Source organism: Bradyrhizobium sp. 62 (genome assembly GCF_023073035.1).
In the GTDB taxonomy this organism is placed as follows: domain Bacteria; phylum Pseudomonadota; class Alphaproteobacteria; order Rhizobiales; family Xanthobacteraceae; genus Bradyrhizobium.
In genome coordinates this window covers 1,393,664-1,406,427 of the sequence record NZ_JADPIT010000015.1, presented here as the reverse complement: position 1 = coordinate 1,406,427, position 12,764 = coordinate 1,393,664, and the positions used below count along the sequence as shown (strand labels likewise).

At 64.1% G+C, this 12,764-nt stretch carries 13 protein-coding genes and 2 pseudogenes; 8 read left to right on the top strand and 7 right to left on the bottom strand.

Going from position 1 to position 12,764, the window contains the following annotated elements:
- The first annotated feature begins 67 nt into the window (after positions 1 to 67).
- Entirely contained in the window at positions 68 to 415 is a 348-nt protein-coding gene (locus IVB47_RS17380) for a hypothetical protein (protein WP_027567472.1), read from the top strand.
- 10 nt (positions 416 to 425) lie between these two features.
- Here IVB47_RS17380 and IVB47_RS17375 read toward each other — a convergent pair whose 3' ends face one another.
- Positions 426 to 578, bottom strand: a complete 153-nt coding sequence (locus IVB47_RS17375) for a hypothetical protein (protein WP_018456483.1) — start codon at positions 576 to 578, stop codon at positions 426 to 428.
- A 96-nt stretch (positions 579 to 674) separates the two neighbouring features.
- Entirely contained in the window at positions 675 to 1,322 is a 648-nt protein-coding gene (locus IVB47_RS17370) for a glutathione S-transferase family protein (protein ID WP_247361884.1), read from the bottom strand.
- A gap of 130 nt (positions 1,323 to 1,452) precedes the next feature.
- On the opposite strand from IVB47_RS17370, the gene IVB47_RS17365 reads away from it, so the two are divergent.
- Entirely contained in the window at positions 1,453 to 1,767 is a 315-nt protein-coding gene (locus IVB47_RS17365) for a hypothetical protein (RefSeq protein ID WP_247462819.1), read from the top strand.
- A 136-nt stretch (positions 1,768 to 1,903) separates the two neighbouring features.
- Positions 1,904 to 2,182 carry a twin-arginine translocation signal domain-containing protein gene (locus IVB47_RS17360; protein WP_247462817.1) on the top strand — a complete coding sequence of 93 codons (279 nt, stop codon included), beginning with the start codon at positions 1,904 to 1,906 and terminating at the stop codon, positions 2,180 to 2,182.
- Between the two features lie 149 nt (positions 2,183 to 2,331).
- Here IVB47_RS17360 and IVB47_RS17355 read toward each other — a convergent pair whose 3' ends face one another.
- From IVB47_RS17355 to IVB47_RS17345, 3 genes are all read right to left on the bottom strand, one after another.
- Positions 2,332 to 2,583, bottom strand: coding sequence for a hypothetical protein (locus IVB47_RS17355; protein ID WP_247361876.1), 252 nt, complete (start codon positions 2,581 to 2,583; stop codon positions 2,332 to 2,334).
- A 212-nt stretch (positions 2,584 to 2,795) separates the two neighbouring features.
- The gene (locus tag IVB47_RS17350) at positions 2,796 to 3,806 is read right to left on the bottom strand and encodes an alpha/beta hydrolase (RefSeq protein ID WP_247462815.1); all 1,011 of its coding nucleotides are present in this window, start codon (positions 3,804 to 3,806) and stop codon (positions 2,796 to 2,798) included.
- Positions 3,807 to 3,890: 84 nt separating this feature from the next.
- Entirely contained in the window at positions 3,891 to 4,589 is a 699-nt protein-coding gene (locus IVB47_RS17345) for a winged helix-turn-helix domain-containing protein (protein WP_247462813.1), read from the bottom strand.
- Positions 4,590 to 4,783: 194 nt separating this feature from the next.
- Here IVB47_RS17345 and IVB47_RS17340 point away from each other — a divergent pair, with 194 nt between their 5' ends.
- The 3 genes and pseudogenes from IVB47_RS17340 (at position 4,784) to IVB47_RS17330 (ending at position 6,339) form a co-directional block, all read left to right on the top strand.
- The gene (locus IVB47_RS17340) at positions 4,784 to 5,092 is read left to right on the top strand and encodes an NIPSNAP family protein (protein WP_063995954.1); all 309 of its coding nucleotides are present in this window, start codon (positions 4,784 to 4,786) and stop codon (positions 5,090 to 5,092) included.
- 37 nt (positions 5,093 to 5,129) lie between these two features.
- Complete coding sequence (locus IVB47_RS17335) at positions 5,130 to 5,480, top strand: antibiotic biosynthesis monooxygenase (RefSeq protein WP_247462811.1); 351 nt, start codon at positions 5,130 to 5,132, stop codon at positions 5,478 to 5,480.
- A 51-nt stretch (positions 5,481 to 5,531) separates the two neighbouring features.
- Positions 5,532 to 6,339: pseudogene (locus IVB47_RS17330) on the top strand (isocitrate lyase/phosphoenolpyruvate mutase family protein).
- A 57-nt stretch (positions 6,340 to 6,396) separates the two neighbouring features.
- Here IVB47_RS17330 and IVB47_RS17325 read toward each other — a convergent pair.
- Positions 6,397 to 6,789: a hypothetical protein gene (locus IVB47_RS17325; protein ID WP_027567464.1), complete on the bottom strand. Its 393-nt coding sequence runs from the start codon at positions 6,787 to 6,789 to the stop codon at positions 6,397 to 6,399.
- Positions 6,790 to 6,953: 164 nt separating this feature from the next.
- Here IVB47_RS17325 and IVB47_RS17320 point away from each other — a divergent pair, with 164 nt between their 5' ends.
- Positions 6,954 to 7,604, top strand: a complete 651-nt coding sequence (locus IVB47_RS17320) for a trimeric intracellular cation channel family protein (RefSeq protein ID WP_247286997.1) — start codon at positions 6,954 to 6,956, stop codon at positions 7,602 to 7,604.
- A gap of 1 nt (position 7,605) precedes the next feature.
- Here the strand turns inward: IVB47_RS17320 and IVB47_RS17315 are convergent, their stop codons facing one another.
- The gene (locus tag IVB47_RS17315; RefSeq protein WP_247361864.1) at positions 7,606 to 8,832 is read right to left on the bottom strand and encodes a c-type cytochrome; all 1,227 of its coding nucleotides are present in this window, start codon (positions 8,830 to 8,832) and stop codon (positions 7,606 to 7,608) included.
- Positions 8,833 to 9,112: 280 nt separating this feature from the next.
- Between IVB47_RS17315 and IVB47_RS17310 the strand changes: the two are divergent.
- Positions 9,113 to 12,605, top strand: a pseudogene (locus tag IVB47_RS17310) (indolepyruvate ferredoxin oxidoreductase family protein).
- Positions 12,606 to 12,764: the final 159 nt, after the last annotated feature.

The window sequence follows — 12,764 nt, the reverse complement described above, 5'->3', positions numbered from 1 at the left end:
CGCATGTCGCTTCGCTCATGCGGGCTACCGATTCTGCTTCTGAGTTGGCATCCTCGATCCAAATCCAATGACCGACAGCGATCCGACCGACGAGATATCCGACATCGAAGCGCGTATCGAGGCTTTGGCCGAGATCGCCGAGCGATGCCGGAAGTACATCCTGGCATCAAAGCTCGCCATCGGCGGCGGCGCTGCGCTGTTGCTGATCACGATCCTCGGCTTGCTCGGGATGGGCCAGACCGCCGCGCTCGGCTCGATCGCTCTGGTGCTCGGCGGAATTGTCTCGCTTGGCTCGAACGTCAGCACGTTGCGGCAGACGGAGAGCGCGATCGGTGATGCGGAGGCGCTTCGGTCTCAACTGATCAGCCGCATCGACCTTCGCGTGGTCGCCGATACGCCGATGAAGCTCGTGTAACCGAGCAGCCTTACGCCGCAGCCCTGCGCGACAGCACCTGCAACTCCTCGCGGCATTCGGCTGCGAACGCCTGAAGCTGCTCCGCGGTTTGGCGGTCGAGGATCGCCTTTGCCAGCCGTTCGGCGCGGGCAAGCTGGTCTCTGAGATATGCGATGCGGGCCATGTGTCACCTTCCGCAGGGTTGATTTGATGGCCGTGACCCTACGGCCATCGCCGGATTCATTATGTGAGGCACGTCACACCTCACGCCGGCGCGGCGTCAGCGGGTCGCGTCCGCCGCAGCGAAATGCGCCATCTGGTCGGCGTGGGCCTTGGCGAAAGCCGGGCGGGCGGTGGCGCGCGCGACGTAGGCGCGGCTGGCGGGACTGTCCGCGAGCCCCTCGAACTGATCGACGACGCGCAGCACGTCTGACATCAGGATGTCGGCGACGGAGAACGTGCCTGCCAGCCATTCGCGGTTGGCCAGCACCGCCTCCATGTGCTTGAGGCGGAGTTTTAGGAAGTCGTCGACGAATTTCCACGCGGCCGTATCGCTCGGATGGCCCATGAACTTCGACATCGTCCAGGGCAGGCTCGCCATCTCCACCGAATTGAGTGCGGCGAACAGCCATTCCGTGGCCTCGTTGCGGCCGCGCGGATCTGATGGCATCAGCTTTGCGCTGAGGCCGCCGAGATGCAGCAGGATCGCGCCGCTCTCGAAGATCGAGAGATCGCCGTCGGTCAGCCACGGCACCTGCCCGAACGGCTGGTGCGCAAGATGCTCGGCGCCGCGCCGGTCGAACGGCGCGCTCGCGACGCGATAGGGCAATGCGGCCTCTTCGAGCGCCCAGCGCACCCGAAGGTCGCGCACGAAACCGCGCGGGGGCGGGGGAACCCAGTCGAAGGTGGTGAGCGTGAGGTCGGGCATGTGGTGTCTCCGTCTGCTGTTCGGGCATAGGACGGGCGAGCGATGCGCGTTCCGACACCGGTGCCGTCCTTTTTTTGTCGTCGCCGACGTCATCGGCTAGTCTCACCCCAAACAACAGGAGGAAACGCCGATGCCGTCAGCCTTCTTCGTCGTCCGCGCCACCGTCACCGATGCCGGCAAGCGCGCCGCCTTCGACAGATGGTACGAGACGGAACATCTGCCCGACGCGATGAAGGCCTTCGGTGTGAGCAAGGCCTGGCGGTTCTGGAGCCTCGACGATCCCTCCCTGCATCAGGCGATGTATCAGTTCGAGAGCGAAGCTGCGCTGCAGGCCATGCTGAAGGGCGGTGCGCTGACGCAGCTCGTGGCTGATTTCAACCGCGATTGGCCCGACGTGACGCGCACGCGCGAGTTGCTGGTGCTGGCGCAGGAGTTCGGGAAATAGAGCACCCGGCTACTGCGCTGCGAGTTCTCCTGTCACCTGCGCAACGAAGCTGAACGCGCGATTCAGCTTCGGTTCATGTCGTCACCGCGACACTTCCTCTGCATCACTGGCACGACCATCCAAGAGGAAAGAAGTCATGGAGCGCCGGAACTTTTTGAAATTTGCAATCGGTATTGCGGCCGGAGCTGCCGCGTTCACGACCGCCGCACAGGCCGCGCCGCTGGCGCCGCAGCCGCTCGGTGATCCCAGCAAGCCGCAAGGCAATCCCGACGCTCATCCCGCAGTCACGAGCAGCGATGAAGCCTCGCAGTTGAAACCGGAGCAGGTGCACTGGCGCGGCCACCACCGTCATTGGGGTTGGCGCCGCCGTCACTGGGGCTGGCATCGCCGGCGCTGGCACCGCCGCCATTGGTAAGCGTCGCGCTAAGCGAGGCTTGAACGGGGACCGCGATCGCGGTCCCCGTTCTGATTCGAAACATCCCGGTGCAACGTCAGGCGCTCAAAAAGAAAATGGCCGCGCAGGCTTTCGCCGCGCGGCCATTTCGCAATGCGAAAAAAACGAGATCAGAACGGGCGGCAGCGGCCGGCGTACCAGCGGAAGCCGTAGGGGCACACGCGCGCGCGCGGCACGACCACGACAGGGGCCGGCGCAACCACGATCGGACCCGGGCGGACAACGACCGGACCGCGCATCGGGCGGCAGCCGCCATAGGCGCCGCGATACCAGCCGGGGCCGCAACCGCCGGCGGCGCTGGCCGCCTCGCTGAAACCAGCGACCGCGCTGGCGAGCATCACGGCGGCAAACAGGTATTTCATTTGATCTTCCTTCTCGTCCTTGGGGTAGGTTTTGGGGGCAGGATTGGGGCAGGTAGGAGGGCTTGGCGCTTTCGGCGCACCATGAATCAAAAGACACGATTCGACACGTTAAAATCGCAACATGCCGACACGATGCCAGCCAAATCTGCCAATCATGACCTGAATGCGGCATGAACATTCCCCGCACGCGGCTCCGGACGACAGCAATGACGCTACCGGCCGAGAAAACCCAGCACCAGCTCCTTGTACTTCTCAGGCGCCTCCAGGAAGACGAGATGGCCGGTCTCCGGGATCACCTCGGCCCGCGCATTCGGCATCTTCGCCGCGAGTGCCTTCGCCAGCTCGGCGTTCTCTCCCATTTTCGCGCGCAGCGCCTCGGGCGCGTTCGGTCGGCCCGGTGCGTTGTGGTCGTCGGCGCCCATGATGAACAGCGTCGGCTCGGTGATCAGTGCGATCTCGTGCGCCACCGGCTCGCGATAGATCATCTGGCCGGAACTGACGAAGGCGCGCAGCCAGCGCGAATAATCAGGGCTGCCCTTGATGTTGAAGCGGGCGTCGATGAACGGCGTGATCGCGCCCGGCGGCAGCTTGATCGCATAATTGGTCTGAAGCTGCTTGCGATAGCCTTCGGCCGTGAGCTTGTCCTCGGTCTCGATCATCTTCTCGGTCGGCGTCGGCGGCACATAGAGGCGGTAATCTTCCAGCCCGATCGGGGCCGTCAGAACAAGGTGGGCGACGCGGTCGGGATAGGCGCGGGCGATGCGGACGCCCAGCATGCCGCCGAGCGAATGGGCGACGATCTCGGCCTTGTCGATCTTGAGGTGATCGAGCAGCGCGATGGTGTTGCGCGCCAGCGTGTCGAAATGCAATTCGCCCGTCGGCTTGGAGGATTTGCCGAAGCCGATCTGGTCCGGCACCACGACGCGGAAGCCGGCCTCGCTCAGCATCTTGATAACAGGCGCCCAGTAGCTCGACGGGAAGTTGCGCCCGTGCAGCAGCACCACGGTGCGGCCGTTCGGCTGCGCAGGCGGCACATCCATATAGGCCATGCTGAGCTGCTCGCCGTCATTGACAACAGGCAGCAGGTGCACGGGGTAAGGATAGGCAAAGCCTTCGAGCGCGGTGCCGTAAGGTTCGCGCGGGACGGTGTCGGCGGCGTGGGTGGAGGTGAGCGGAGAGGCGATGAGGACCGCGACGAGCGCGGCCGAAGCGAAGCGGATCATGGGGGTCTCTGTGTGTGACAACCGTGGCCATAAACACGTGGATGGCCGGGTCAAGCGAGAGACGTCGTTCACACGGAGTTGTGTTTAGTCCCGCCCGTCACCGAACAACGCGGCAAACTGCTTCTCGCCGGTGCGCGTAAAATTCACCACACGGCTGCCGGGCGTGGCGTCGCGGGCGGCCCATTTCAGCTCGGCGAAACGCTGCATCATGGCGGCGCCCAGCGTGCCGGCGAGATGGTGGCGCCGCTCGCTCCAGTCGAGGCAGGCCTTGCAGACCGGCCGGCGCGGATGAGTGAGCATGTCGGGCGAGATCTGCAAATGCTTCGCCAGGAAGCGCTCGCCCTCCGCCGTCAGCTCGATCTCCTGCTTCTTCTGCCTGACCAGGTTTTGCGCGCGCAGGGTGTCGAGCATCTGCACGCCGAGATCGCCGGCGAGATGATCGTAGCAGATCCGGGCACGCCGCAGCGCCGGATCCTTCGGCCCGGTGCGCACGCGCATATGGCCGGTCCGCGCGGCAAGCCCCGCAAGGCCCTCCAGCACACCGGCGACGTCGTCGTCGGTGAGGCGGTAGTAGCGATGGCGGCCTTGCTTCTCCGGCTCGATCAGGCCGCCGGCCTCGAGCTTGGAAAGATGCGAGCTCGCGGTCTGCGGTGTGATGCCGGCCTCCTGCGCCAGCTCGCTCGCGGTGAGCGCGCGGCCGTTCATCAGCGCCGTGAGCATGTTGGCGCGTGCGGGATCGCCGACGAGCGCGGCGATCATGGCGATGTCAGGACCTGATTTCATGCTTCGATGGTAGCCGAAGCATTGCGGTGAGGCAAGCGCGTAGCGTGGGGTTGCTCGTCATTGCGAGGAGCCCGTGACAAAATTGCGAAGCAATTTTGCACTGGCGACGAAACAATCCAGGCTGCCTCTGCAGAGGGATTCCTGGATCGCTTCGCTGCGCTCGCAATGACGGTTTGGAACCAGAGGAGCCCATCATGTCCATCACCGTCTTCATCCGCTACCAGCTCGATCCGTTCAAGCGCGCGCAGTTTGAGGAGTATTCGAAGCGCTGGCTCACCATCATCCCGAAATGCGGCGGCGATCTGATCGGCTATTTCATGCCGCACGAGGGCACCAACAACATCGCGTTTGCACTGATCACCTTCGAGAGTCTGGCTGCGTATGAGGCCTATCGCGCCCGGCTGCGTCAGGATACGGAAGGCATGGCGAACTTCCACTTCGCCGAGGAGCACAAATTCATCCTCGCGGAAGAGCGCACGTTTCTGCGCCAAGTGGTTTTGTAAGTGGTATCGTAGGCCATCAACGACAGGAGAGATGCCCATGATCGCCGTGATCTTCGAGGTCTGGCCGAAGCCGGAACACCGCCAGGATTATTTCGACCTCGCGGCCGACCTCAAGCCGATCCTGCAAACCATCGACGGCTTCATCTCGGTCGAGCGTTTCGAGAGCCTGACCGACAAGGGCAAGATCTTGTCGGTGTCGTTCTGGCGGGACGAGGCGGCCGTGCAGGCCTGGCGCAACACGATGCAGCACCGCCGCACCCAGGCCAAGGGCCGCGCAAAAATCTTCGCCGATTATCACTTGCGTATCGCCAGCGTCGTCCGCGACTACAGCATGAATGATCGCGAGCAGGCGCCAAAGGACAGCCGCGCGGTGCACGACGCGCACTAGCGCGCGCGGCGGCACGTCCCCATCTCTGCGCGGCCAACAAGGGAGAGAAACATGCACGTGACAACTGCTGACAAGCGCGCGACCTTCAGGAAGCTGCACGAGAGCGGCTGCTTCATCCTGCCCAATCCGGTCGACGTCGGCAGCGCGAAAGCGTTGCAGCATCTCGGTTTCAAGGCACTCGCGTCGTCGAGTGCGGGCTTTGCCTGGACGATCGGCAAGGCCGACAACCACGTCTCCGTCGAGGACGTCTGTCAGCATCTGGCGGCATTGAGCACGTCCATCGATATCCCGGTGAACGCGGATTTCGAGGGCGGCTTTGCGGTCGAGCCGGACAAGGTCGCGGATAATGTCGAGCGCTGTGTGCGCACCGGCGTTGCCGGCCTGTCGATCGAGGATTCCACCGGCGACAAGGACAAGCCGATCTACGAGCGCGCGCTCGCAGTCGAGCGCATCAAGGCGTCGCGCAAGGCGATCGGCGATAGCGGCGTGCTCCTGGTCGGCCGCTGCGAGGCCTATCTGTGGGGCGTGACCGACCTCAAGCTCGTCATCGACCGGCTCACCGCTTATGCCGGCCGGCGCCGATTGCCTTTACGCGCCGGGCCTGAAGAGCCGCGAGGACATCGCCGCGGTGGTGAAGGCTGTCGCACCCAAACCGTTCAACCTGTTGATCGGCGGCTCCGGGCTGTCATTGCAGGAAGCTGCCGATCTTGGCGTGCGCCGGATCAGCGTCGGCGGTTCACTCGCTCGCGCCGCCTGGGGCGGCTTCATGCGGGCCGCGAAGGAAATGGCGGAGAAGGGGACCTTCGCGGAACTCGCGAGCGGCTATCCCGGCGGCGAGCTCAACAAGATGTTCAGCTAAGACAAACGAAAGCGGCGGGATCTGAATCCCGCCGCTGTCGCATATTGTTGCAATTCGTTACTTCGCGCCGTCAGCCGGTGCCGGCGTATCCGGTGCCGGCTTGCTCGGCGCGGCGCCCGTGGTCACGCCCGGTCCGGTGTTGGTGCGCGGCGTCACGTCGCGCATGCCGGGAGGTGCGGCCGGATTGGTCGCCGGTGCCTGCTGCGCTGTCTGCGTCGCCGGCGTGGTGCTGGCCTGGTTGCTGGTGCCGGTGTTGTTCAGGCCGTAGAATACGGCACCCAGCACCAAGGCGATTGCCACTGCGAACAGGGCTACTTTGCCGCTGGAGGCGGGGCCTTCGCCAAGCTCCGGGTCGACCTGAAGCTGGGCATCCCGTCGCGCCGCATTGCGATACTCATCATCGGCGAGATTCGGGCGGTACGGATCGTTGATAAAACGGTCGTCAGCCATCGATTGGTTCTCCTCGATTATTGCGGCGGGACAACCCGTGGATGCGAGATTCTGTTCCGCCCCCCTTAATGCTTTCGTCGCATGTTGCGCCCGCGGCGGGAATCGGGAACCTGTTGGCTGGGGAACCTGAAGCGTAAGCTCCGCTGACGGAAGGGAACAAAGCGATGTGGAGCTTGCCGCCGAGCGATAGCGTGCTGCATCTGTTGTCGCTGGTTGCGGTCGCGGCGCAAGGAATGACCGCCGCGCTCGCTGCCGGCCGCCGCAGCATGGATTGGCTCGGTGTCTGCTTCCTCGGCTGCATCACGGCGCTCGGCGGCGGCACTTTGCGCGATCTCTTCCTGGGGCATTATCCGCTGGCCTGGGTGCAGAACCCCATCTACCTCGCACTGGCCGGAGGCGCTGCCTTCCTCACCATCCTGATGGCGCGGCTGGTGCACCGGCTGAAACTGGCCTTCATCGTGCTCGATGCCATCGGCCTCGTCGTCTTCACCATGACCGGCTGCGACATCGCCTGGCAGATGGACGCCACGCTGCCGATCGTCATCGTCTCCGGCATGGTGACCGGTTGCGCCGGCGGCGTGTTGCGCGACGTGCTCTGCAACGACGTGCCGCTGCTGTTCCGCTCCGAACTCTATGCCAGCGTCTCGGTGGTGACGGGATTGTTTTATGCCACCGCGTTCGGTCTCAAGCTGAACGCCGAGCTCTGGACCATTTTGACGTTCGTCCTCGGCATCAGCTTCCGCCTGCTGGCGGTGCGCTACAAATGGGAGATGCCGAAATTCGTGTTCACGGAGGAGGAGGAGCGGGAGCCTTGAGCTACGGCTCCTGCTTCCGCGCCCTCGCCACCTGCGCCGGCGTCACCAGCGGCGCGGCATTGCCCCAGGAATTGCGGATGTAGTTCGTCACTGCTGCGACCTCTTCGTCGGAGAGCCGGTTGGAATAGGCCGGCATCTCCCCGGTGTTAGGCGCGCGCGGGGTCGTCACGGTGTGGGCGCCGTCGAGGATGATGCGCAAGGTCGAGGACGGATTGACCGATTGCAGCAGCGCATTGGCGGGCAGCGGCGGATAGATGCGCGGTGCGCCTGTGCCGTCGGCCTCATGGCAGGCGATGCAGAGCTTGGCGTAGACGGCCTGGCCGGCCTTCATCTCGGCATCGTCAGGCGGCGTCACAATCGTCTCACGCCGCGCTGGCGGCAGGTTCTTCAAGTAAACCGCGATTGCGCGCACGTCGGCATCGCTCATCTTCGAGGTCGAGTTGACGACCACCTCCGCCATCAGCCCGCTGGCATGGCTCCTGGCGTTGCGCCCGCTCTGAAGATATTCGGTGACGTCCTCGACGCTCCACGATTTCAGCCCCGTGCGGGCGGCGCCATCGAGCCGTGGCGCGTACCAGCCGCCGACCTCGTTGCCCGCGAGGGCCTGCGCCTGCTTGTCCGCGCCAAAATAGTTCTTCGGTGTATGGCAGGCGCCGCAATGACCGAGCCCGGTGACGAGATAGCCGCCCCGATTCCAGGCCGCGCTCTGGCTCTGGTCCGGCTCGAACAGCCCGGGCTTGAAATACACAATGTTCCAGATCCGCATCAGGGCGCGATAGCTAAACGGCCAGCGCAGTTCCGGCGGCTTGTTGCGGCTCGTGACGGCCGCGAGCGTTCCGAGATAGGCGCGGATCGCCAGCGTGTCGTCCTTCGTCATCCGCGTGAAATAGGGGTAGGGAAACGCCGGGTAATAATTGGAGCCGTCGGGCGCGACACCGGTGCGCACGGCGCGGGTGAAGTCGGCATCGGTCCAGGCGCCGATGCCGGTGTCGCGGTCCGGCGTCAGGTTCGGCGCGTAGATCGCGCCGAACGGCGTGTCGATGCGCTTTCCGCCCGCGAACGGTTGGGCGGGATCGGCGGTGTGGCAGCCGGCACAGTCGCCGGCTTCCACCAGCGCCTTGCCAGTGGCGATCAGCTCCGGTGACGGCTCGGCAGCGACGGCCGCGTTCGCAACCGCACTGCACAACGCCAGAACCACGAGAGCCAGGCCAGCCAGAATCGTCCGCATCGAAAGCCTCTCCTGCGACCCATCGACGCCGTCCCGGATGACCAGGCGTCAATTCGTTGCGCGACGGCGGGGGTATGGTGACACAAAATGAAAATCGCGGATGCCAATGCAGCCACGAAATTGCGATTTTTACCCGGCGCTGCCTTTGGTCCAGAATTGTGATGCGGAGCGTGAAATATCCGACATAGAGTGGCGGAAATGGTCGGCGCGCCCTAGCTAAAAACAACGGGCAGGCAACGGCTTAAGCAGCCAAGCGCTCAAAAGGGCGGAAGAGGACATAATGGGCATCAACCAGGGTCCGATCAGTCTCGATCAGAAATACACCCAGGACACCGGACATATTTTCACGACGGGCATTCAGGCCCTTGTCCGGCTGCCGATGGCCCAAATCCGGCGCGACCGTGCCGCGGGGTTGAACACCGCCGGCTTCATATCCGGCTATCGCGGCTCACCGCTCGGCGGCTATGACCAGCAGCTGTTCGCCGCGCGAAAACATCTCGAGCAGTACAATATCAAGTTCCAGCCAGGCGTGAACGAGGATTTGGCCGCGACCGCGGTCTGGGGCTCGCAGCAGCTCAACCTCTCGCCCGGCGCCAAGTATGACGGCGTGGTCGGCATTTGGTACGGCAAGGGCCCCGGCGTCGATCGCTGCGGCGACGTCTTCCGCCACGGCAATGCCGCGGGCTCCGCCAAAAACGGCGGCGTCTTGTGTCTCGCCGGCGACGACCACGGCGCAAAATCCTCGACGGTCCCGCATCAGTCCGACCACGCGTTCATGTCGGCGCTGATGCCCTATCTCTACCCCTCGAGCGTCCACGAGATGATCGAGATGGGTCTTCTCGGTATCGCGATGTCGCGCTACTCGGGCTGCTGGGTCGGCATGAAGGTGATCACGGAGACTGTGGAGACCACCGCCGAGATCGATCTCACCGACGAGATGAAGCCGTTCGTGATCCCGACCGATTTCGAGATGCCCGAAGGCGGCCTCAATCTGCGCTGGCCCGACGACCGCTTCGCCCAGGACCGCCGCTTGCAGGACTACAAGGGCTTTGCCGCGATCGCTTTTGCGCGGGCCAACAAGGTCAATCGCATCACCATGGACTCGCCGAATGCCCGCTATGGCATCATGGCGTCCGGCAAGAGCTACGAGGATATCCGGCAGGCGCTGCGCGAGCTCGGTATCACACCCGAGGTCGCCGCCAAGATCGGACTTCGATTGTACAAGATCGGTATGCCCTGGCCTCTGGAGCCGGAAGGCGTCAGGCAATTCGCCGTGGGCCTTGAGGAAATATTCATCATCGAAGAGCGCCGTGAGATCGTCGAAAATCAAGTGAAGCAGGAGCTGTTCAACTGGCGCGACGACGTCCGTCCCCGGATCATCGGCAAGATGGACGACCACGACAAGCGCTTCCTCCCCTTTGCCGAAGAACTCAGCGTCGCCTCGCTGGCCAGCTCGCTCACCGAGCGCCTGCTTCGACTTGATCTCAATCCCGAAATTGCAACGATGCTGCGCGCCAAGGCCGATTGGTTCAACGGCCGCCAGGCGTCGCAAATGCAGGCGACCGCGCCTGTCGCCCGCACCCCGTATTTCTGCTCGGGCTGCCCGCACAACACATCGACCAAGGTGCCCGAAGGCAGTCGCGCCTTTGCCGGCATCGGTTGCCACTTCATGGCACTGTGGATGGACCGCTCCACCGAGACCTTCACCCACATGGGCGGCGAGGGTGTGCCCTGGGTCGGCGTTGCTCCCTTCACCAAGGAAGAGCACGTGTTCGCCAATCTCGGCGACGGCACGTATTTCCACTCCGGCAGCCTCGCGATCCGCCAGGCGATCGCCTCAGGCGCCAACATCACCTACAAGATCCTCTATAACGACGCGACCGCGATGACCGGCGGCCAGCATGTCGACGGCGAATTGTCGCCGCAGCAGATCACCTTCCAGCTTCACAGCGAAGGCATCCGCGAGATCTATCTGGTCTCCGAAAATCTCGACGCCTATCCGGCGAACGAGATCGCGCCCGGCGTCAAGACAGCGCATCGTGACGAGCTCGACGCGGTCCAGAAAACGCTGCGCAAGGTCAAGGGTGCGTCCGCGATCGTCTTCGTGCAGACTTGCGCCGCCGAGAAGCGCCGCCGCCGCAAGCGTGGCACGATGGAAGATCCGGCGCGCCGTGTGCTCATCAATCCTTCGGTGTGTGAAGGCTGCGGCGATTGCTCGGTGCAATCGAACTGCATTTCGGTCGAGCCGCTGGAGACCGAGTTCGGCCGCAAGCGCGCCATCAACCAGTCGACCTGCAACAAGGATTATTCCTGCGTCAAAGGCTTTTGCCCGTCCTTCGTCACCGTCGACGGCGGAAAGATGCGCAAGCGTGCGCCGGCGGGCGTCGGCGATATCGGCGCGCTGCCTGAGCCGGCATCGCGCCCGAACCTGGACAAGCCCTACAATATCGCGGTCGGCGGCGTCGGCGGGACCGGCGTGCTGACCATCGGCGCGCTGCTGGGCATGGCCGCGCATATCGAGGGAAAGGGCCTCGATGATCCTCGACATGTCGGGCCTGGCGCAAAAGGGTGGGGCGGTGCTGAGCCACGTCCGCCTGTCCGACCATCCAGCCGAGGTGACCTGCTCGCGCATCGTCACCGGCACGGCCGATGTGGTGCTCGCAGCCGATGAGGTGGTCGCGGTTGCCAAGGATACCATCTCGCTCTGCGACAGCAGCCGCACCCGCGGCATCATCAACAGCCACGTCATTCCCACCGCCGACTTCGTTCTCAACCGCGATTTCAACTTCCAGACCCGCAAGCTGAACGGGTTGCTGGAAACCGCGCTGCACAAGGATTCGGTGTTCTTCGACTTCACCAAGCCGGCCGAGCAGCTGCTCGGCGACAGCATCGCAACCAACATGATGATGATGGGCTACGCCTATCAGAAGGGCCTCTTGCCGTTGTCGGCGGAAGCGATCGAGCAGGCGATCGAGGTCAACGGCGTCTCGATCAAGATGAACAAGGAAGCCTTCCGCCTCGGCCGGCTCGCGGTCGCCGACCCCCAGCGCCTGGTAGACATGCTGAAGGGGACTGACGACGTCGTCGCACCGAAGACGCTGGAGGCGATGACGCTCGACGAACTCATCGAGCACCGCGCCAAGCATCTTACGGCCTATCAGAACGGCCGGCTGGCCAAGCGCTACCGGAAGCTGGTGGACCAGGTCAGCGACGCCGCCAGGCAGGGCGGCTATGACGAGGCGCTGACACGCACCGTTGCGGTCAACTACGCCAAGCTGCTGGCCTACAAGGACGAATACGAAGTCGCGCGCCTTTACACCGATGGCGCGTTCGAAAAACAGCTCCGCGACCAGTTCGAGGGCGACTTCAAGTTCAACTTCAACCTGGCCCCGCCTATTCTCAGCAGGGGCGTCGATGCGCTCGGCCGCCCGAAGAAGCGCGCGTTCGGCCCGTGGATGCTTCCGGTGTTTCGCGTGCTGGCGAAATTCAAGGTCCTGCGCGGCACGCCGCTCGACATCTTCGGTCGTAGCGCCGACCGCAAGCTCGAACGCGATCTGATCGCCGGCTACGAGAAGGACGTCGCCACCGTGCTCGGCCTGCTGTCGCCGCTCACGATTGACACCGCGGTGGAGCTGCTGTCGTTGCCCGACCGCATCCGCGGCTATGGCCCGGTGAAGGAGAAGGCCGTCGCGGACGCCAAGGCCCGCTACGCCCAGCTCGCCGCCGATTTGGCGAACCCGCCGCCGGCGCCAAGGCAGATTGCGGCGGAGTAGAATTTGTGGGGTGGGGGGCGCTGATCCACCCACCAAATTCCTGTTTGAAATCAACCACCGGTCTACTGTGCATGGGGTTGTTTTCGCAGAAAAGGGTGTTCCGATAAAACGAAACCGCTTGTGCCGTCGGGCAAAACACCTTTAGGGTTCTGCCCGTCG